Source organism: Nodosilinea sp. LEGE 07088, from assembly GCF_015207395.1.
GTDB lineage: Bacteria > Cyanobacteriota > Cyanobacteriia > Phormidesmidales > Phormidesmidaceae > Nodosilinea.
On the sequence record NZ_JADEWX010000109.1, the window covers coordinates 1 to 20,467 of the forward strand.

21 protein-coding genes are annotated in these 20,467 nt (G+C 55.0%); 10 read left to right on the top strand and 11 right to left on the bottom strand.

What is annotated here, in order from left to right; genetic code table 11:
* Positions 1–138 precede the first annotated feature (138 nt).
* From IQ254_RS20330 to IQ254_RS20340, 3 genes are all read right to left on the bottom strand, one after another.
* Positions 139–828, bottom strand: coding sequence for a DnaJ domain-containing protein (locus tag IQ254_RS20330; protein ID WP_193967987.1), 690 nt, complete (start codon positions 826–828; stop codon positions 139–141).
* Positions 829–901: 73 nt separating this feature from the next.
* Positions 902–1,537: an ATP-dependent Clp protease proteolytic subunit gene (locus tag IQ254_RS20335; RefSeq protein WP_193967988.1), complete on the bottom strand. Its 636-nt coding sequence runs from the start codon at positions 1,535–1,537 to the stop codon at positions 902–904.
* A 135-nt stretch (positions 1,538–1,672) separates the two neighbouring features.
* Positions 1,673–2,356 (bottom strand): ATP-dependent Clp protease proteolytic subunit, encoded by a 684-nt coding sequence (locus tag IQ254_RS20340; protein ID WP_193967989.1) that lies wholly within the window; start codon positions 2,354–2,356, stop codon positions 1,673–1,675.
* 363 nt (positions 2,357–2,719) lie between these two features.
* Between IQ254_RS20340 and IQ254_RS20345 the strand changes: the two genes are divergently transcribed.
* Both IQ254_RS20345 and IQ254_RS20350 read left to right on the top strand, forming a co-directional pair.
* Positions 2,720–3,388: a class I SAM-dependent methyltransferase gene (locus tag IQ254_RS20345; protein ID WP_193967990.1), complete on the top strand. Its 669-nt coding sequence runs from the start codon at positions 2,720–2,722 to the stop codon at positions 3,386–3,388.
* Between the two features lie 45 nt (positions 3,389–3,433).
* Positions 3,434–3,874, top strand: a complete 441-nt coding sequence (locus IQ254_RS20350) for a GNAT family N-acetyltransferase (RefSeq protein ID WP_228040922.1) — start codon at positions 3,434–3,436, stop codon at positions 3,872–3,874.
* Positions 3,875–4,008: 134 nt separating this feature from the next.
* Here IQ254_RS20350 and IQ254_RS20355 read toward each other — a convergent pair whose 3' ends face one another.
* Together IQ254_RS20355 and IQ254_RS20360 are read right to left on the bottom strand one after the other, a co-directional pair.
* Positions 4,009–4,599, bottom strand: a complete 591-nt coding sequence (locus tag IQ254_RS20355) for an SRPBCC family protein (RefSeq protein WP_193967992.1) — start codon at positions 4,597–4,599, stop codon at positions 4,009–4,011.
* A 101-nt stretch (positions 4,600–4,700) separates the two neighbouring features.
* A complete protein-coding gene (locus IQ254_RS20360) occupies positions 4,701–6,047 on the bottom strand; it encodes a sensor histidine kinase KdpD (RefSeq protein WP_193967993.1) in 1,347 nt (448 codons plus the stop codon).
* A gap of 78 nt (positions 6,048–6,125) precedes the next feature.
* On the opposite strand from IQ254_RS20360, the gene IQ254_RS31695 reads away from it, so the two are divergent.
* The 3 genes from IQ254_RS31695 (at position 6,126) to IQ254_RS20370 (ending at position 9,011) form a co-directional block, all read left to right on the top strand.
* Positions 6,126–6,362, top strand: a complete 237-nt coding sequence (locus IQ254_RS31695) for a hypothetical protein (RefSeq protein ID WP_228040923.1) — start codon at positions 6,126–6,128, stop codon at positions 6,360–6,362.
* A gap of 59 nt (positions 6,363–6,421) precedes the next feature.
* Positions 6,422–8,110: an ATP-binding protein gene (locus IQ254_RS20365; protein ID WP_193967994.1), complete on the top strand. Its 1,689-nt coding sequence runs from the start codon at positions 6,422–6,424 to the stop codon at positions 8,108–8,110.
* A 130-nt stretch (positions 8,111–8,240) separates the two neighbouring features.
* A complete protein-coding gene (locus tag IQ254_RS20370) occupies positions 8,241–9,011 on the top strand; it encodes a phytochelatin synthase family protein (protein WP_228040924.1) in 771 nt (256 codons plus the stop codon).
* A gap of 15 nt (positions 9,012–9,026) precedes the next feature.
* Here IQ254_RS20370 and IQ254_RS20375 read toward each other — a convergent pair whose 3' ends face one another.
* Positions 9,027–10,388, bottom strand: a complete 1,362-nt coding sequence (locus IQ254_RS20375) for an 8-oxoguanine deaminase (protein ID WP_193967995.1) — start codon at positions 10,386–10,388, stop codon at positions 9,027–9,029.
* 124 nt (positions 10,389–10,512) lie between these two features.
* Positions 10,513–11,901, bottom strand: a complete 1,389-nt coding sequence (locus IQ254_RS20380; RefSeq protein WP_193967996.1) for an aldehyde dehydrogenase — start codon at positions 11,899–11,901, stop codon at positions 10,513–10,515.
* 287 nt (positions 11,902–12,188) lie between these two features.
* On the opposite strand from IQ254_RS20380, the gene IQ254_RS20385 reads away from it, so the two are divergent.
* Complete coding sequence (locus IQ254_RS20385) at positions 12,189–12,608, top strand: DUF1499 domain-containing protein (RefSeq protein WP_369011342.1); 420 nt, start codon at positions 12,189–12,191, stop codon at positions 12,606–12,608.
* Positions 12,609–12,631: 23 nt separating this feature from the next.
* On the opposite strand, the gene IQ254_RS20390 is transcribed toward IQ254_RS20385, so the two are convergent.
* Positions 12,632–13,162 (bottom strand): hypothetical protein, encoded by a 531-nt coding sequence (locus IQ254_RS20390; RefSeq protein ID WP_193967997.1) that lies wholly within the window; start codon positions 13,160–13,162, stop codon positions 12,632–12,634.
* Positions 13,163–13,288: 126 nt separating this feature from the next.
* Complete coding sequence (locus IQ254_RS20395; RefSeq protein ID WP_193967998.1) at positions 13,289–14,260, bottom strand: NAD(P)-dependent alcohol dehydrogenase; 972 nt, start codon at positions 14,258–14,260, stop codon at positions 13,289–13,291.
* Between the two features lie 239 nt (positions 14,261–14,499).
* On the opposite strand from IQ254_RS20395, the gene IQ254_RS20400 reads away from it, so the two are divergent.
* The 3 genes from IQ254_RS20400 (at position 14,500) to IQ254_RS20410 (ending at position 17,271) form a co-directional block, all read left to right on the top strand.
* Positions 14,500–15,162 (top strand): TetR/AcrR family transcriptional regulator C-terminal domain-containing protein, encoded by a 663-nt coding sequence (locus IQ254_RS20400; protein WP_193968005.1) that lies wholly within the window; start codon positions 14,500–14,502, stop codon positions 15,160–15,162.
* Positions 15,163–15,635: 473 nt separating this feature from the next.
* Entirely contained in the window at positions 15,636–16,034 is a 399-nt protein-coding gene (locus tag IQ254_RS20405; RefSeq protein ID WP_193967999.1) for a hypothetical protein, read from the top strand.
* Positions 16,035–16,191: 157 nt separating this feature from the next.
* On the top strand, positions 16,192–17,271 hold the full coding sequence (locus IQ254_RS20410) for an AI-2E family transporter (RefSeq protein ID WP_193968000.1): 1,080 nt from the start codon (positions 16,192–16,194) through the stop codon (positions 17,269–17,271).
* A 29-nt stretch (positions 17,272–17,300) separates the two neighbouring features.
* On the opposite strand, the gene IQ254_RS20415 is transcribed toward IQ254_RS20410, so the two are convergent.
* Positions 17,301–18,596 carry a S41 family peptidase gene (locus tag IQ254_RS20415; protein WP_228040927.1) on the bottom strand — a complete coding sequence of 432 codons (1,296 nt, stop codon included), beginning with the start codon at positions 18,594–18,596 and terminating at the stop codon, positions 17,301–17,303.
* A 282-nt stretch (positions 18,597–18,878) separates the two neighbouring features.
* Here IQ254_RS20415 and IQ254_RS20420 point away from each other — a divergent pair, with 282 nt between their 5' ends.
* Positions 18,879–19,607, top strand: a complete 729-nt coding sequence (locus tag IQ254_RS20420; RefSeq protein WP_228040928.1) for a phosphatase PAP2 family protein — start codon at positions 18,879–18,881, stop codon at positions 19,605–19,607.
* Between the two features lie 54 nt (positions 19,608–19,661).
* Here the strand turns inward: IQ254_RS20420 and IQ254_RS20425 are convergent, their stop codons facing one another.
* Positions 19,662–20,330, bottom strand: coding sequence for a GGDEF domain-containing protein (locus IQ254_RS20425; RefSeq protein ID WP_193968002.1), 669 nt, complete (start codon positions 20,328–20,330; stop codon positions 19,662–19,664).
* Positions 20,331–20,467: the final 137 nt, after the last annotated feature.

The following is a 20,467-nucleotide window of genomic DNA, read 5'->3' on the forward strand; positions in this document are numbered from 1 at the left end:
AGTTATGGACCGACTGGGCACTCCAACTGATAGCGCTCAAACCCCATAAACATCGCTATTTTCAGCGTGGTCTCTATGCTCTATCCCTGATGCAGCAAGCTCTTTAGGTACGTTGTCACCCGTTAAGCTAAATGCTCATCATTGAGCCCGGGGCACCGAAGACCGCTGCAGCGTTTCTAGGCGCTGAAAGTCGTGCTGGAGAGCCTGACGCAGTGACTTATTGTAGGGGTCTACTCGGCGGGCCTTTTTCAAGCAGGCGGCGGCTTTACTAAGATTATCAGTGCTGAGTAAATCATGGCCCCAGCGATAGTAAGTCAGCGCATGCCACTGGCGAATTTCTGGGTCTTCTGGGAAACGCTGCGCTAAACCCTCTACTAAGGCCACAGCCCGAGGAAATCGTTGACTGCCCAACAGGTCGCGCAGCTGTTTAAAGCTATTGACCTTTAGCGTTTGATCGACTTCAGACCCCCCCGGCGTCGGATTGAGGGGCAGCTCAGTATCTTTAGCCACTTCCGGGGCGAATCTATGAGCTGCCGCCTGAGTAGATACCTGGTGGGTGGGCATTGGATCGGGCTTAGGGTCTGGTGCAATTTTAGTTGTCCCAGTCGACGACGATACTCGATGGGCCGCCACCATCTCTGGGGGAAGAGCACTTGCCAGGGCTTGATAGGCCTGGGTAACCTGAATAAATTTTTCCTTAGCCAGCTGGTCGCCAGGATTCACGTCAGGATGATACAGGCGAACTAAATTGCGATAAGCCAGCTTGACATTGTCAAAGCTGGCCCCGGTTCTGAGCCCAAGAATGCGGTAGTGATGCGCCAGCGTCATAGTTGCCAATTTTTAGCAGATATAGGGAGTCGCCCCTATTCTGCCAACTCTAGGTAAAAATGGCGCAGTCAATTTAGACGGTAGTTGGTACTGAGGCTGGCAACTCCTGGGTGCGCTCTTCAATCACCCGGTCAATTAGACCGTAGGCAACGGCCTCTTCGGCTGACATAAAATAGTCGCGATCGGTGTCCTTTTGAATCTGTTCGATCGGGCGACCCGTGTGGCGAGCCATCATTTCATTTAGCTCTTGGCGCACCCGCAGAATCTCTTTAGCCTCAATGGCAATATCACTAGCCTGAAGACGTTGCCGCCCGGTGCCACCCATGGGCTGGTGAATCATAATCCGCGAGTGGGGGAGCGCTACTCGCTTGCCCTGGCTACCGGCAGCCAGTAAAAAAGCACCCATGGAAGCCGCCAGGCCCAGACAAATGGTGACCACATCAGACTTGATGTACTGCATGGTGTCGTAGATCGCCATTCCCGCCGTTACTGAGCCGCCAGGGGAGTTGATGTAGAGATAGATGGGTTTAGTGTTGTCGTCTGAATCGAGATACAGCATGGCCGCAACAATCGAGTTGGCCAGGGTATCGGTTACCTCTTGCCCCAGGAAAATGATGCGCTCCTGGTTAAGGCGGGTGTAGATATCAACCCACTGGGAGTACTGGCTACCGGGCAAGCGATAGGGAACTTTGGGAGTGCCGATGGGCATAGTGCTCTTTCAACCTAAAAACAAAACAACAGAATCTCGATGCTCAGAGGGGCAGGCTTGTCGCAGCTCACCCAAAAATGCAAAGGCGTTAGACTCGATCCTAGAAATCCTTCTATACGAAGGTTCACAACCTATCTAAACTCCAACCCCGGCAGGCTGAGGTAACTCTTTGCGACTTGCCAATACCCGGTCAATGATGCCGTATTCCTTCGCCTCTTCCGGGTTCATATAGAACATCCGGTCAGAGTCACGCATCACCTGCTCAGCGGTTTTGCCGGTGTTTTTGGCTAAAATATCCATCATCGAGCGCTTGTTATCGAGCACCTCTTTGGCCCGAATTTCAATATCGGTAGCTTGACCCTGGGCACCGCTGCGGGGCTGATTAAGCACAATCCGAGCGTGAGGCAAACTGGCCCGATAGCCTTTAGTACCCGAAGCCAAAATCACCGCCGCTGACCCCATCGCCTGACCAATACAAATGGTATGCACCGGCGGCTTGATGTAGTTCATGGTGTCGCAGATGGCAAAGGCTTCGGTGTCATAGCCGATCATGTTGCCGTCGTACCAAGAGGTGCCGGTGGAATTGATATAGAAAAAGATGGGTTTGTCGGGGTCATCAAACTGCAAAAACAGCAGCTGAGCAATAATCAACTCAGTGACATCAATGCCGACCTGCTGCTTGATGTCATCCCCCGAAAATAGGGGCAGCCCCAGATAAACGATCCGCTCCTTGAGCAGCAGGGAGGGTAGATCTGGGGGAGGCGTGCGGTACATCGCATCGCCATACGGTGCCTGCACGGCTTTAATATCTAAACTCATAGACCGAAGACGCCCAAATACGGGTTTTTAACAGTGTAACGTGGGATTGAGCTGGGTTCTACGCCGCGCACAAGACGGATATCCCCCCATGTCTGTTGGAGATGCGATATATTTCTCCGGCGTCCTCAACGACTTAAGCTACTGATCAAATCGGGTCTACTTATCTGCGGGTAGGCTAGTACTCCACGGCGCAAGTTTAGATACTATTCCTTAGGGCTAGGGAGCAGGGGAGCTAGGGAGCCAAGCGATCCAGAAGGGTGGACATATTTCAGCCTTCGAGTATTAGGCGAGATCGAGCGCCATAGAGTAGCCTTGCGCTTAGGATTTGTTTACAATCTAAAAAACTCTTCTAATCTACATTCCATGGTGCTTCAGTCTGACCAACGCAGCAAGCTGGATCCCTCTAGCGATATTCTGTTCTACGATGCGCCCCGCTTTGTCACCCATGTAGATGATGGTTTCATTCAGCGGCTGACAGAGCTCTACCGCGATCGCCTCAAGCCCAACAGCCGCGTTTTTGACATGATGAGCAGCTGGGTATCTCACTTGCCCGACGACGTCACCTTCGAGTGGGTCGAAGGCCACGGCATGAATGGCGAAGAGCTAGCTAAGAATCGCCATCTCGATCATTACTTTGTCCAAAACCTGAACGAAACCCCTCAGTTACCCCTAGCGGATCAATCATTTGATGCTGTGTTAAACACCGTATCGGTACAGTACTTACAGCAGCCCGAGGTCGTATTCGCGGAGATCTATCGCATCCTCAAGCCCGGTGGTATCGCTATTGTCAGCTTTTCAAACCGGATGTTTTATCAAAAGGCGATCGCCGCTTGGCGCGATGGCAGTGAAGCACGTCGGGTCAATCTCGTTAAAAGCTACTTTGGCTCGGTGCCAGGCTTTAACAACCCAGAGGTGTTAATCCATACGTCCAACGCTCCAGCCATTTTACAAATGCTAGGTATGTCTGGCGGGGATCCCTTCTATGCTGTCATTGCCGAGCGGATGGAGCCGTTAGTGTTGTCTCAAGCCTAGAGATTGGTGATACTTATGCTCATGGCGAACTAGCTTGACGAGGTCATGGGGTTAACCATGGAGATCAGGCCCGGCGAGGTGACCGACAGTGAGGCGATCGCAGCCTTGCTAGCCGATCTCGGCTATTTCGTTGACCCAGATCTGCTCACGCAAAACATCCGAAACCAGCAGCAGCATCCCGATGCAACGCTCCTCGTCGCGGTAGATGCAGACACTGTCGTTGGGGTAATTTCGCTGCATTTTATCCCCCAACTCGCGCTAAAGGGTGACTTTTGCCGCATCAGCTATTTTTGTGTCAGTCCTGGAACGCGAGGGCAGGGTATAGGCATGGCCCTAGAAGCCGCCGCAACAGCCCTCGCCCAGGCTAGGGGCTGCGATCGCATCGAAGTTCACTGCCATGCCCGGCGAGAGTTGGCCCACCAATTCTATGCAGGTCAAGGCTATACCGAATCTCCAAAGTACTTAATCAAGCCCTTAACTAGGTGATTTCTGGAAAACAAAATACCCCTGTAGGATGGGCAAAGCTTGCGTGCCTATCAAAGTAATTTCCTGGTAATGGGCAAAGGGCTTTGCCCTTTGTCCATCCTACGCTCAGGGGAGGTTCTTTCTAAGAAATCTCCTTAGGTGGCGAATAATACCGTAGTGCGATCGCTGATGGCCCTGAGGTTGCGGCTCAAGTCGTGGCGAATATGGCGTTCGATCAGCCCCACGGGCATAGCTCGGGGAGGGCGAATGACCAACTCATACCCCAAGCGCACCAGCTCATTTTGGGCACCCTCTAAAGGGTCTAACGTCCACTTGCCCTCAAACTGACGAAAGTCGCCTTCTACCATCGAGAAGCAAAGTTCTCTGGGAAACGCCTCAACCATATCGACCACCACCCGGGCGCAAAATTTGATGTTGAGAAAGCATTGCGAGCCAATTTGCTCAAGGCGAATGCCCCCTTCAGGGTGGCTCAGACGCTGGCTGTAGGCCAAGTTAGGAATAAAACTGGCTAAATTATCGTAGTCGGTTAGCACCTGCCAGACCTGGTCAGCCGTGGCCGCAACATCGGTAAAGGCCAGGATGCGACGCTGCTGGCCAGCCAACTTCTCAGTTTCAATGATGACACCAGAATCGAAATCGGCACCGCACCCAATATTCGCCACAGCAACCTCAGCATCACGAGATGCCGAGACTAGGTTAATGCCGTCAGATCCTTTCGCAGTCATGGGTTAAAACCAGCCGTTATACAGTGTAGTTTGGCCAGGCTTCCACGCCTGTGCCCAGGATACCAGTAAATTTTGGCGGAACAATAACACCCCGATAAATCCTAGGTGGATTTGGCAGGGTGAGGGAACTCAAGGGTAAAACAGGTTTGCCAAAGCGATCGGTCGCTGGGTTGACTCGATACTGTAATAGTGCCCCCCATCTGCCCAACTAACCCACGCACGAGCGCCAGCCCAGCACCGGTACCCGCGATGCCATCTTTAGTCGCGTTGCGACCGCGCCGAAACTTGTCAAAGATGTGGGGCAATTCATCGGCCTCAATGGCAGCCCCTTGGCTGGCGACCTGTATGGCGACTCGTTGGGCCGAAGCCTGCTCTATAGAAAGAGCCAGGGTTACTGTTGTGCCGGGTGCCGAGTATTTGCGGGCATTAGCTAGCAACTCATGCAGCACTTTATTAAGTGAGTCTGAATTAACCGCTAACCACACAGGTTCAGATGGTAGGTGCAGCTCTAGACGAAGATCGGCCGCTAGAAACTTCTGTTGTTCTTGGGCTACCAGGTTGGCTAATGGAGGCCCTTGCTCACTGGCCTGGACAACCGCTGGCATGACCTTGCTCTCTAGGGTTTGCAGCATGAGTAGGTCGTTAACCAAATTGATCTCACGGGTACACTGCTGCTCCAAGATATCCAAATACATGGCCGATCGCTCTGGGGTCAGGTCAGGGCGACGCAGCATGCGAATCGCCAGCATCATGCTGGTGAGGGGGGTGCGGAGTTCGTGGTTGAGGGTGCTGAGAAAGTCTTCTTTGAGGTAGTTGAGGTAGCGCATCTGCTCGGTGTGGCGCTGCCCCTGGCTCTGGAGATGGGCCTGGTGAAAGGCGATCGCGGCTAGGCTGGCGAGGTTGGCCTGCACCGTTTGATCGATGACTAGGCCACCGGCGTCCAGCAGTAGTATGGCCCCCTGCAGGCCTGACCCATCCACTGCGATCGCCGCGCAGTGGGCCAACGTCCGTAACCAGGTCGGTGGGTTGCGATCGCCTTGGTGTAATAGCTCTGTCAATCCCTTTTGCCACCGCAGCCGAGCTTTGCCATCGGATTGATCGGTGGTTTGTTGAATCAGCCCTAGCACCACCTGCCGCTGATAGTCTGTGGGAGAATCTGCCGCCGCCATATTGAGTACATGGCTGGTCACATTGGTACCCTGGTGCCAGCAGGTAAAGACAACCTCTTGGGTGCTGGGATAATGGCACAGGAGCAGGCACGCCTTAGCTCCCAGGTGGGTACCCAAAACCTCCGTCAAATCTGGTAGAGGATTGACCTCGTTGAGAGTAGCTGCCAGGGCGTGGACTAAAGGCCATATTTCTCGTCCCTCGGTACCCGTGGAGGCGGTGGACGATAGCCCCTCGGTCGGGCGAACCTGGAATAAGACTGGCGAGTTTTCAGATGCCATAGGTAGCCATCGAACAACAGAGTTATAGCCTCCTGGGTCGGCGGTGGAGCTTGGGTAAACCCAGCTTCATCGCCGACCATGTTTAGCCTATCTACTGAGCCCAAAGGGGGTATCCGTGAATACGCCAATCTTTCTCCTGTTTCACTTAGAGAACAATACGCAATCTTCGGTGCATCGGTCGCTGGCCTGGTCTATTTTCAGACCTTAGGGCAACGTTTGGGGCAATTGTGCGCCCAGCCGTCAGGTTGCTGGATGGACTTATGGAATTACCTCTACCCTATTCTTCAACAGGACATTAGTATTAATGAAGTCTAGGCCAGGACGCTCATGTTCCTAGCTACACTGGCAGCAATCAATTTTCTAGCGGGGTTTCTATGGCACGGTCGGTACACCCTTCGGCTTCTCCCGTGATTGGCACCGTTAAGGGGCCAGGGGAAGATGGCAATCAATACGTGTTCATTACCGCCGACAACCGTCAGGTCAAAATCGGCGAGTTTGTCTACTACACCGTAGATTTAACCGACACCCCGGCTGCCCAGATTTTAGGCAAAATTTCTGATCGTCGCCTTATTGACCATCTGCCCGATCGCATCTTTGCCGACCCCGATATTGACCCCGAGGCGATCGCGGCGCTGGTCGGGTTTGCCCATCCCAATCCCGAGATCTATGAGGTGACTGTAGATGTAGTCGGTCACTTTCACCCGGCCCTGGGGTTTATGAATCCCCGCATTTCTCCAGACCCCGGTGCCAAGGTGCGCTTAGCCGACGATGAGAGCCTGCGCCAGATCATCAATAAAAAGCAGCCCCAGGACATGGGGTCTGCCCACATTGGCTCGCTGCTGCTGCGCCCTGGTGGCCGAGTGCCGGTGGCCCTAGATGTCAAAGAACTGGTAAGCACCCACATGGCGATTTTGGCGGGCACCGGCTCGGGCAAATCCTACACGGCTGGGGTGTTAATCGAAGAGTTGCTCAGCCCCTACAATCGGGCCGCCGTGCTGATTTTTGACCCCCACGGGGAATACGGCACCCTGGCCGATATGCGCGGCCATCCCAGCTTTGCCAGCGACGATGGCTACAGCCCTGAGGTGAAGCTGCTGACCCCCGACGATATTCGCATTCGGATGTCGTCGCTGGACTACTATGACATTTTGACGCTGCTGCCGGATATGAGCGATCGCCAGCAGGCCATTCTCAATAAAGCCTTTAGCCTGCTGGGTAAACACAAGTTTGGCGAACACCGCTGGGACGTGCAGGATTTAATCTCAGCCTGCTACGAGTCAGATCGCAGCACCGACGACGAGGGCAACGAAAAAACCGGCTCCTCGGCCCCGGCCTTGGAATGGAAGCTGGGCAAGCTGGAGCGGTCAGACTACTTTCACCGCATGGAGCACCTGGCCCCGAAGGATCTGTTTGCCCCCGGCCAGGTGACGGTGCTGCAGATGAACGAAATTAGCCAGGAAGAGCAGCAGGTAATCTGCGCCGCCGTCCTGCGCCAGAGTTACCAGGCCCGCATCAACACCGCCAAAGATAAAATCGCCCCTGACGACGAAAACTACCTGCCCTATCCGGTATTCATTTTGATTGAAGAGGCCCACCGCTTTGCCCCGGCCAACGAGCCGGCTCGTTGTAAGCAGGTTTTGCGCACCATTCTCAGCGAGGGCCGGAAGTTTGGCATGGGGGTCGGCCTGATTACCCAGCGCCCCGGCAAACTCGACTCTGACGTGCTGAGCCAGTGTATGAGCCAGTTTCTGATGCGCATTGTCAACCCCGTTGACCAAGACAGTCTCAAGTATGGCGTTGAGGCGGCTGGTCGCGATCTGTTGAAAGAGCTCCCTGCCCTGACTAAGGGCCAGGTAATTGTCTCGGGGGCCTGCGTCAACACGCCCGTGCTGTGTCAGGTGCGCAAACGCTTGACTAAGCACGGCGGTGAAACCATGAATGCCCCAGAAGCGTGGCTCAGCCACTTTCAGCGCCACCGCCAGCAGGCCCGTCAGATCGAACAGGCCGCTCCGGCCCGTGCTGGCAAAAAGGCTGAAACCTTTGGTGGGGTGAGTATTGAGTAGCGCCCGGAGTCAGGCTAAGTTAGCGCTCTGCTGTGGACTGGCGCAGTCACTCATTTGTCGAGCTGTGGCCTAGGGCTAAAATTAACGCATCCGTTGCCCTGGTCGAGCATCCCAAATCCCTGGAGGAAGTATGCGTTTACGGCATCAGACAGTTCTAGCTGTGGTGGGCGCTGCCATTGTTGCAGGTATGGGGGCGTTGCCATTAATGGCCCAGAGCTCAATGGCCCAGAGCTCAATGGCCCAGAGCTCAATAGCTCAGACCTTGCCGCTGCCAGAGTCCCTGACTCCCCTGACCGGGTTGGAGGGCCAGGCGCTCTTGCAAGACAGCGAGGCCAAGGCTGACTTTGTGCCCCTCACCAGCCAGTTTGTCACCCAGAGTAATCAGGCTTTTTGCGGGGTGGCAAGCGTGGTGATGGTGCTCAATGCGCTGGGCGTGCCCGCCCCCCTGGCCCCAGAGTGGGAGCGGGCCTACTTTACCCAGGAAAATGTGTTTAACGACCAAACGGAGGCCATCATTGGGCAAGATGCGATCGCCCGTCAGGGCCTGACATTGGCTGAACTGGCTGGCATACTTGGGACCTACCCGGTCAACGCTGAGATCCACCACGGTAGCGATGTCAGTCTGGAGGAATTTCGCGACCTGATTCGTGCCAATCTAGAGACCCCGGGCAACTACGTGCTGATCAACTACCTACGCCGTGCGATCGGCCAGGAGCGGGGGGGGCATATTTCGCCGTTGGCAGCCTACAATGCCGACACCGATCAGTTCTTAATTTTGGATGTGTCGCGCTACAAGTATCCGCCGGTATGGGTAGGGGCAGAAACCCTGTGGCAGGCGATCAATACGGTGGATTCAGTATCGGGCCTGACCTGGGGATTTCTGCTCATTGGGGCGCAGTAGGCTTGGTTAAGTGGTCTATGCGTCGGCCAGGGATCTGGCGATCGCCCCGTGGCGTTCTAGCACGACCGGCAAATCCAGCGTCAGCAGGCCCTCGGGGTTCAGCACTTCTTTGCCGTGGATAAAGCTGTAGTCAACCCGATCGACCAGGCAAAAGATCAGTGCCGCTACGGGGTCGTAGGCGGTGCCCGAGAGGGCCAATCGATCGAGGTCAACGGTGACAAAATCTGCGGCCATACCGGGGGCCAGATAGCCGATATCGGTGCGGCCCAGCACTTTTGCGCCGCCGCGCGTCGCAATTTCGAGGGCTTCTCGAGCAGTGAGGGTACCGGCCTCTTCTTCCCGCACGCGGGCCATGAGAAAGGCCTGGCGAGCTTCGGCCAGTAGGTGGCTGCCATCGTTAGAGGCTGACCCATCGACCCCCAGCCCTACCGGTACCCTGTGGTCGAGCAGTTGGCGAATCGGCGCCATACCGCTGGCCAGGCGCATATTGCTACAGGGGCAGTGGGCTACCCCAGTGCCGGTCTGGCCAAAGCTGTGGATGGCCTTATCGTCGAGTTTGACGCAGTGGGCGTGCCAAACATCCTCTCCCAGCCAGCCTACGGAGGCAGCGTAGTCACCGGGGGTGAGGCCAAAGGTATCGAGGCTGTAGGTGACGTCGGAGTTATTTTCGGCCAGGTGGGTATGCAGGCGCACGCCGGAGTATGACCGGGCCAGGGCGGCTGACTCGCGCATTAGATCCGTCGAAACACTAAAAGGCGAGCAGGGGGCCAGGGTAATGCGCACTAGGGCGTAGGGGTCGTTGCTGTGGTATTGCTCGATCAGTCGCTGAGAGTCTTTGAGGATATCGGCCTCGGCCTCCACAATGGAGTCGGGGGGGAGACCACCTTTGCTTTCGCCCACGCTCATGCTGCCCCGGCTGGCATGGAACCGCAGCCCGGTTTTTTCTACCGCCTCGATCTCATCGTCGAGGGTAGAGCCGTTGGGGAAAATATAGAGGTGGTCGCTGGCCGTAGTGCAGCCAGAAAAAATGAGTTCGGCGGCGGCGACCTGGGCGCTGAGGGCAATGGCTTCGGGAGTTAACCGCTGCCAGAGGGGATATAAAGCGCTGAGCCAATTAAACAGAGAGGAGTTTTGCGCCCCTGGCACGACTCGGGTCAGGGTTTGGAAGAAGTGGTGGTGGGTGTTGACAAGGCCAGGCAAAACCAGGTGGCGATCGCCCAAATCGAGCACCCGATCGGCCTCGGTGGGCAGCTCGGCTGTAGTCCCCACCTGCTCGATCACGTGATCGCGGATAAACAAGGCCCCAGAGCAAATCTCTCGGCGCTGGTCATCCATGGTGACCAGGGTATGGATGTTTTTGACTAGAAGAGTTGGCAAAGCAGATCGTCCCCTCAACACGGTAGTTGGTCGGGACTATACCAGGTTGTCCGCCGGAGCTGATGCTTCACTCTATGCAAATTTAGACTTTGTGGCGGTAGTCTGGCCAAAATCTGGGTCTAGACTATGACAACCCAATCAACTTGCGGAATAGCTTTACCTTGTCGCCGTAGGGTGGGTAGCGCCAGTCCATATCTATCCAGAAAGGCTTTTTAAGCACGCTCTTGAGGTTTGAGAACGTATCAAAGCTGTACCGTCCGTGGTAGTTGCCTATGCCGCTGCTACCGACTCCCCCAAAGGGCATGTCCCACACAGCTATTTGCAGAATCACGTCGTTGATACCAACTGACCCAGCGGATGTGCGCGCTAAGACCTGGCTCTGGGTTTTGCGATCGCGTGAGAATAGGTACAGGGCTAGGGGCTTGGGCCGCTGGTTAATCGCGGTGATGGCTTCGTCGAGATCTCGATAGGTCAGTATCGGTAGAATCGGGCCAAAGATTTCCGCTTGCATCACCGGATCATCCCAGCTGACGCCGTCGATTAGGGTCGGGGCCAGGTAGCGATCGCTCCGCTCCTGGTCTCCCCCCGCCAGAATATGGCCCTGTGCCAGAAAGCTCACCAGGCGATCAAACTGGCGATCGTTCACAATCCGGGCATAATCTGGGCTTTGGGCCGGGTCATCGCCATAGCAGCTGGCCAGGCGCTGCTGGAGCGCCCCGACCAACTCATCTTTAATTCGCTCATCGACCAGCAGGTAGTCGGGGGCAACGCAGGTTTGCCCCGCGTTGAGAAATTTACCCCAGATAATGCGCCGGGCCGCCACCTCTAGATCGACGTTGGCATCGACAATGCAGGGGCTCTTACCACCCAGCTCTAAGGTCACCGGGGTCAGGTGCTGAGCCGCCGCCTGCATCACAACCTGGCCTACCCGCTCGCCGCCGGTAAAGAAAATATGGTCGAATTTCTCGGCTAGCAACGCCTGGGCTGTTTCCACCCCGCCTTCAACCAGCGCCACGTGGGCGGGGTCAAACGTAGTTTTTATCAGCCGGGCTAGGACTTGGGAGGTGGCCGGGGCGAGTTCTGAAGGTTTGAGGATGGCGCAGTTGCCCGCTGCGATCGCTCCCATCAGCGGCGAAATTATCAGCTGAAACGGGTAGTTCCAAGGCCCGATAATCAGCGCTACCCCCAGGGGTTCGGGCTGCACCCAAGCGGCACCGGGTTGCTGGCTCAGGGGTAACGATACTTTGCGAGGTTTCACCCAGCGGGGCAGCTGCTTGATGATGTAATCTAGCTCGCTGATGACGCCGACTTCAAAGTATCCCTCAAACTCAGGACGCCCCAGATCTTGCCGCACCGCGTCAATAATATCGGCCTGATACCCGACGATCGCAGCTCTCAGTGCCCTCAGCCGGTCGAGGCGAACGTCAACGTCGCGGGTGGCGCCTGTGGCCCAGTAGGCCCGCTGGCTAATTAATAGATCGGCAACAGAAACAGGGGCAGTTAGGGTAGTCATGGTTAGCCTTTGGAGCGTAGAGGTTTCCGATGCAGTAGCTCATTGGTTTCATACTACAAACCTATGGAGCCCCTCGCTAGCGTCAGCTGGCTGCGCCATCTACCAAAAAGTGACGGCCAAAACCAAACGACAGAATTGAGTAAACTCTGAAGAAGAGCCCCTAAGGATTTGAACGTCTCATCATGCCAACATCTGTCTTTCGCTTTATGTTTGGGGTCACCCTCGCTATGCTGATGCTGCTGGGCAATGCTTACCCCAGCGCTGCCGTTTCTTTGGATGCTAACCCGATGGGAGCACTACCCTTTATTGGTAACTTGGCGGGCGATCGCCCCACTAACCTGGGGGTTAAAGCGGGCCAGCTCGCCCCCTGCCCCGACTCCCCCAACTGTGTCGTCAGTCAGGGAACTGAAGCTGCGGAACATGCGATCGCGCCATTGACCTACAGTGGTGAGTCGGCCCAGGTCATGGTCAAACTGACTGAAATCGTCAAAGCCATGCCGCGCACGACCATTGTTGAAGCGACCGACAACTACCTCTATGCTGAGTTCGCTAGCAAATTGATGGGCTTTGTAGACGATGTTGAGTTTTACCTCGACCCGGCTGAGTCGGTCATACAGGTGCGCTCAGCCTCGCGCTTGGGCAAATCTGATCTAGGCGTAAACCGCCAGCGGGTCGAAGCCATTCGCCAGGCGTTACAGAGTGCTTAACCAACAAGGAAAGTTTCTCAAGCCTACTGGCGCTGACGACATAGGGTTGAGCCTAGAACTATCCGACAAACGCCAGGAGCAGAACGAACAAAGCGTTCGCCGCTGAGGTAGTGAACAATTTGAACGTGAGAGGGAATGCCTCGAAAGGGCCGCAGGCTGGCGTAAAGGCCGTAGCGGGAAGTCGTGACGCTATAGAGCCCGGCACCGTCGTTGGGCAGTCCCCTAAACCCATCTGTAAATGGCAGGCTAGAGTAGTCAGCGTCGGGGGCTATGACCTCGAAATTCTTCAGCGTGGTGCGATTCAGCAACGTCTGAACCTGACCGTTGCTACCGCGCTTTTTCACCGTTATGCTTAGTTTTGAATCGGCTGCGGTAGGGCGTGTCTGCTGCCCCATATTGTCAAGGTCAATCTGCCCGGTAATTTGGTAAATTAGCGTAGTTCCGTTGTCAGCAAGAATGGAAGCTTCGCAGGAGAGATTTGGGGCGATCGCGGTCTGAGCCGTCACCGGACTCAGATCGGAGAACAAGGCAAGGCTCAACAAAATTCTTTTCATAAAAATTTGACTTGGACGCTTGAGGTGTTTCAATCTGAGCTTTCAAAGAACGATACAGCACCTATCATGCAGCCCGACGGAAACCCCATAGAAGCGGTATCAGTTTTTGCAACATGCCCTTTATTTTCAGACATGAATGGCAACTTTCCCCACCACCTGCCGCTGCTCAAGCTGGCGAATGGCCACAGGAACCTCTTCTAGGCTGTAAGAACGGTCAATTAGGGGAACAATTTTGCCTGCCTCGATCAGCTCTCTCAGCGTAGCCAAGTCTGCCGAATTGGGCTTTACCATTAGGGATTTCACCGTGCGATCGCTCATTTTCGAAATTAACGCTCCTAAAATCATCACCTGGAATAGACGGGCGATCGCACCCCCGACCAGCACATAAATACCCTGAGGCTTTAAAGCGGGTAAATAGTCGTAAACAGAACGATAAGCAGCTACGTCTACAATTAAGTCGTAGGTCTGTTTGTTCTGATCGAGATTGACCTGGGCGTAGTCAAGCACGCGATCTGCGCCCAATGGCCGAATGCGATCCATCTTTTCACGGCTGCACACCGCCGTCACCTCAGCCCCGAAAGCCTTCGCAAGTTGCACCGCGTAGGAGCCAACCCCCCCCGAAGCGCCGTTGATCAGCACCTGCTGACCGGGCTGAACGTTGCCGATGTCGCGCAGGGCTTGCAGGGCTGTCATCGCAGCGCCAGGAACAGCCGCCGCTGCTGCAAAGGTAAGATTTTTGGGCTTCAGAGCCAGCGCTGCTTCTGTAGCATGGGCATACTCAGCAAACGCACCAAACCCGCATTCCGACAGATCTCCAAACACCTCATCCCCTGGCTGGAAGCGCGTAATATTGCTGCCGACGGCTTCTACGGTACCCGCTATATCAAACCCGATGATTTGAATTTTGGGCTTTAAAAGTCCTCCCATCATCAGCCGAACGAGGAGTGGACGGCCCCGCATCAAATGCCAGTCGCCCGCGTTGATCGACGCCCCGTAAACCCTCACCAGCACAGTATCTGCTTGAACCAATGGCCGCTCTACCTCCGTTAGCTTCAGCACGTCTGGCGAACCATATTCGGCCTGGGCGATCGCTTTCATGGCATAAACCTCCTACTAAACTTACAGCGTAAGCCTAGCATAAACTTACAGTGTATGTAACAATGAACCACAGGCAACAAAACGTTGTAATCGAGCTTAGAGTGTTCCCACTCAATACTCAGCCAGGATGTCGGTACGAATAGCCCATCGTGCTGAGCTCAGCGCCTGAGGTGCGAACACTGTTTTAGATGGAATACGCTCAGTTTTTTGAATGCTTCGATGTGACCACAAAAGCAAGGATGGCTAAGAAAACCGGCTCTAGAACGCCAGAACGTCTTCCTCTGAGTAGAGAGCGGATATTGCAGACCGCGCTTCGTTTAGCTGATGAAGGCGGGCTGGAGGCCCTCTCGATGCGAAAGCTAGCTCAGGCGCTGGACGTTAAGGCCATGTCGCTGTACAACCACGTTACGAATAGAGATGATCTGATCGATGGCATTGTCGATCGCGTAGTGAGTGAAATAGACGTGCCCAAACCCGGCGCTGATTGGAAAACCGCCATGCGGCGGCGGGCAATTTCTGCCCATCAGGTGCTGTTGCGGCATCCCTGGGCGACGATGCCGCTGGTGTCGCGGGTGAATGTGGGGCCAGCGATGCTGCGCTACGTGGACTCAACCATTGGCTGCCTGAAAGAGGCGGGCTTTTCCTTTGAAATGGCCGATCATGCGTGGAACGCCATCGATAGCCACGTCTATGGATTTACGCTTCAGGAGCTGAATTTTCCTATCGAGGCAGCGGACTATTCGGAGATAGCCGCAGACTACCTGCCGCAAATCCCTGCTGAGCAATACCCTTACATGAATAGGCTTACGCACCAAGTCATCCAAGGCGATTACGACGGTCTTCACGACTTTGAGTTTGGGCTTGACCTCATTCTCGATGGACTAGACAGATTGTTGAAATAAGTACTGTTGAAATAAGTGACGATCGTCATCTACAAAGTCGTGACTCTACCTTCCGGAATATTGACTTTAATCGGGGAAGATTAGCCAAGGTGCCATAAACAGCCTCGCCATTAAACGACCCTTTAGCTTTGATTTCTATGACGAAAATTTGGTCCCTCGGCCTGGTGTTACCCGCGCTGACCCTAACGACTACAGCGGTATCGCCCTAGTCGCCCACCCTGGTGGGCTTAGAGGTATCGTCAGCCCCGGATGAGCAGGGCGTTTATACAGCCTTATTTATGTTATTTAAGTACATCCAAAGGGAACAGGGAGTAGGTGACAGGGAACAGAGTGTACTTGTTTCACTTGCACACCGCTATAGCTTTGACGTCGAACCCGGAGACGCCATCTCGCCAATCTATGTTGGCTTTGATGATGTTTAGATCCAGCACTGCTGCTCACAGGTAGCACACCACACTACACAAGATTTAATCATGAAAAGATTTTTGAGCTCCTGGCCCGCTCGTGCCTCAGCCATTGCACTGATTGGCTTAGCTGGGTTGATGGCGGGCTGCACTAACGCCGCCGTGCCTACGGCCCCAGCGGCAACCACTCCAGCCAACCCTACGGAGGCCGCGAAATCCTTAGACCAGTTTGGGCTTGAGGAAAACATGCCCTACGCAGATGCCCGCGATCGTTTACTTCAGCAGGGCTGGGAGCCTCGCACCGATGGCGACATGGCAGGAGCTGGGCTGCAATCTCCCTTGCTGGCGCTTGTGGATGCACTTATTCGCAGGCAATGTGGACTAGCTTATCCATTTAGAGTGTTCCAACTAAATACCTATCCGGTGTCTCTCCGCGACCGGCCCATTGGGCCGAGTTCGCGTTCCTGATCGGGATGTTCTTTTAGGTGGAATACTCTTAGGCAAAATTAATGGATTGATATTTATTAACGCAGTTGCTCTACTGCCCACGGCTTAGAAACGATACCTATTATTAGTTGCCTGACCAGAACTGAGATAATGATACCAACTCCTTTCTCCACACACCATGAGTTGGAAAGCCCGTCTACTTCGCACATGCCTGTGGGGTCTGCCCCTGCCCCTGATTGTGCTCAACGGTTGGGTACTGCTCCTGCTTTTCAACTACTTCCGCAGCATCATTACCATCGTGGTGGTGGCTACTCTGCTAGCCTTTGTGCTGGCATACCCGGTCACCTGGCTGCAACGGTTTAGACTTCGTCGGCCTCGGGCGGTGCTGCTAGTGCTGCTGCTGTTTGGTCTGGTGCTGCTGATAGTGGGAATTACGCTAATTCCCCTCGTGATTGAGCAGGTGAATGAACTGGGCGATCGCCTGCCCAGCTGGATCGCCTCCGGTACTCAGCAGCTCGATACCCTGCAAGCCTGGGCCGTAGCGCGACGGCTGCCGGTTGATCTCAGCCACTGGATCACGCAGCTTGAAGATCAGATTGCCAGCCAGCTGCAATCCGCCAGCGGCGCAGTTGTTGTTACCTTAGTCAGCGCCATCAGCAGCGTCTTAAACGTGATGCTGACCCTGGTTTTAACGTTTTACCTGCTGCTTTATGGTCGGCAGCTTTGGGATGGCATCTTCCGCTACTTGCCCATCTCCACAGGTACGCGATTGCGAGAGAGCCTGCGGCAAAACTTCCACAATTATTTTGTCAGTCAGGCGATCGTGGCGCTGCTAATGGGGCTGGCAATGACCCTTGCCTTTGTGGTGATTCGCGTGCCCTTTGGTCTTGTGTTTGGCTTAGTCATCGGTATTTTAGCCATGTTTCCCTTCGGGGCTGCCGTGGGGATTACCCTCGTCAGCGGTCTGACCGCGTTGAGCAATATCTGGCTGGGCATCAAGGTACTGACCGTTGCCGTGGTGATTGATCAGCTGATTGAAAATGGCACTGCCCCGCAGCTCATTGGCGGCTTTACGGGGCTGAGTCCGGTGTGGATTTTGATTTCGCTGCTGGTCGGAGCAAAAGTGGCTGGGCTTTTAGGGGTCGTGGTTGCGGTGCCCGTTGCTGGCTCGATTCGAGATATTTTGGCGATTTCAGTTCCTCAATCGGTTTCGCCAGATGCAGACTTGTTGGGGATGAAAAGCCCCCTCAATGAGTAAACCCGTCTGGTGGCAACTGATCACCACTGCTATTGAGAATTGAGCCTTCCTTGGGCTAATGGGGCCGCTGCGATCGCCTGTTGGAGTTGGGTAATGGCCGACACATACTGAGCATCTTGCTCAGTGCCGAGGCGATCGGGGTGCATCCATAACTCCCGTTGAGCCTCGTCTGGGGACTCTGAAACGACATCTGGGGTAATGCCCCTGTGATTGATGTCGGCCCCCGAAGGAGTGTAGTAGTGGGCGATGGTCACATTTAGCCCCGAGCCGTCGTGGAGCCGATTGACCGATTGCACCAGTGCTTTACCAAAGGTTTGGGTGCCTACCACCGTGGCTCGATGATCATCTTGCAGCGCCCCGGTGAGCACTTCGCTGGCGCTGGCCGAGCCACCGTTGACCAGCACCACCAGGGGTTTATCGGTAATGGCCGTTCGGTTTGCGGTCACCTGTTCGGCATCGCCATCGCGGTCTACGGTGCGGACAATTGCCCCCTTGTTAAGCCACATGCGGGCGATCGCAATGGCCTGGTCAAGCATTCCCCCTGGATTGTTGCGCAAGTCGAGCACATAACCCTCGACCTGCTGCTGTTCTAGCCCTTTGATAGCTTGCTCTATCTGGTCAGCGGAGTGGGCGTTAAATTCACTCAGGCGAATATAGCCGATGCGCTGTCCGTTAATCTCTCTCAGCCCCGAATTCACCACGGGAATATCAATGCGGGCACGGGTAAGCGTGACGGCAAACGGAGCCGTGTCGTGGCGCTGCATCAATAGATTTACTGTTGTACCCGCCTGACCGCGAATCAGGTTCGCGGCCTCCTCAGTGGTCATGCCCTGGGTTAAGGTGCCATCGATCTGCACGATATGGTCGCCCGGCTGAACGTCGGCGGCCATGGCTGGGGAGTCGGCGATCGGTTGCACCACCGTCAGCGCATTGGTATCGGGGTCGAGGGTGAGCTGGATGCCGACACCGACCAGTTGGCCACTGGTTTGATTGGAGAAAGCCTGAAACTCGTCCGGCGTCATGAACCGGGTATAGGGATCGTCTAGCTTTGCCAGCAGCGCTTTGAGAGACGCATAGGCGGCCTCACTGGAGATATACTCCTGGCCGAGAAGCGTTTGGCGCTCTGCTGTCCAATCCACCTGGTTGAAGTTGGGGTCAACGTAGGTGTCGCTGACAATTTGCCATGCCTCATCAACCACAGTCTTGGGACTGTCTTGCCAGTTAGCCCAGGCCGCTGTCGTCAGCACCGGTAACCCTACCAGGGTCAGTGTTGACGTGAAGGCCAGTGCCTTCTCAGCGGGTGAACCCGTCGCAATCTTGGCCATGAAAGAAAAACAGTTACGAAATTGAGGCATAGTCCCACGTCGGTGTTGAAAACAGTAGCCGCCAGTTCGCAGAAGAGTACTCGACCGGCGGCAAGCGAACGAAAGGCGAACGAATCCCCTGTGCCGGTCAGGCTAGTAGTCTGCGATTGCTACGAGCTTAGATGCCCCATGTGTAGAACCCATGGCGAAAGCATGGCAACCCTGTGGTGCAGCAGGGGTGTTGCTGATTTCGAGTATGACCTTGTTGCTAACGCCGTCACACACAATAGTTACACCGTTGCCATGACAATGCCATGGATGACCTGTAAAGTCTGTCTGGACTCAGTTCAATCCACGATTATCAATCCACGATTAATGTCCTTCATTGCCACCGTGGGTTTGATCTGGCTGGGCGTTTGTGCACTGGTGCTGCTCGGGCTCAGCCATCTGTCTAACGAAGTGCTGGAGCAAGAAGCCTTTGTCTTTGATGAGCACAGTCTGCTGTGGATTCACCAGTTTGCTAATCCAACCCTGGATCAGGTGATGCTTGCGATTACCCAGCTCGGAAATCCCAGCACCGTGGTGCCGCTAGCCTGCATTGGAGTGAGCTGGTTTTGTTTGCGACGGCGCTGGCAGATGGCGCTGTTCTTCTTCGTCACCTGCCTAGGTGGAGCGGTGCTCAGCACGGGTTTAAAGCTCGCCTTTAGCAAGGTGCGCCCAGCCCTTTGGCCCCAGCTGATTACCGAGACAACCTACAGTTTTCCCAGTGGCCATGCCCTGGGGGCGATGGTGCTCTATGGCCTGATCGCCTACCTATTGGCCCACCGCTATGCCCCTGTCAGAGGGCTGATGTATGGAGCGGCGGCGGTTTTAATTGGGGCCATTGGCTTGAGTCGGCTCTATCTGGGTGTCCACTGGCCAACAGATGTGCTGGCGGGCTATAGCGTTGGTTTCCTCTGGCTCAGCGTTTGCATCCTGCTGCTGCGGCTGAGAACTCACCCTTCAGCTGACCAGCGGCATCGTAAAGCTTAGGTAAGGCAGTACGCTTTTCACAGCAGCATAGAAGCTGGATAGGCTATTAAGCTACTAGCTATATTCCTGGCATTCTAGGCGGTTCTTGCCGCTGCCTTTAACGGCATACATCAGCTGGTCGGCCTGGGCAATTAAAGCATCGGTAGACGGTGGTGGGGTATTAAACGTGATAGCCCCCATGCTGAAGCCAATGGGCCATCTGTTGCTTTGACTGATCTTTTTCAGTTGATGATGGGTACGGGTCAAGGCTATTGCCGCTTGCTGGCTATCAATTTGCGGCAGCAAAATGGCAAATTCGTCGCCGCCCAGGCGAGCAACAATGTCACAGGAGCGCACTGTTTCTTTTAAGGTCTGGGCTACGGTTTGCAGCAGCCGATCGCCGCTGCTATGCCCCAGTTTGTCATTGACCAACTTAAAGTCATCTATGTCGAGATAGGCTAGGGTGAGCGGTTGATGATAGCGGCGTGTGCGCTCCAGCTCTAGCTCTAGCAACTCTAGAAAGAAACGGCGGTTATAAATGCCTGTCAGGCCGTCTATACGAGCCAGCTGCTGCTCTCGCACATAGGCTTGGCGGTGGGATACGAGCAAAAAGTTAATAATCGAGAAAAATCCAAACCGCACTGCCGCATTCCAGTAGGGCAGTAGGGCAATATCATATTGCCTGGCGGCGATATCAGCCAGAAACCAGGCCAAGGTGCAACATACTGCAATGAACAGTCCCATGCGTGGACCCCTTAACGGGTGACAAGGGTACTCAACGTCATGCGGTACAGGGCTTTGAGACAATAAAGGGGACAAAAAATAGGGAGCCTCAGTGCAGCTCCCCTAAACCAATATGTTTCCTGCATCCTACCAAACCA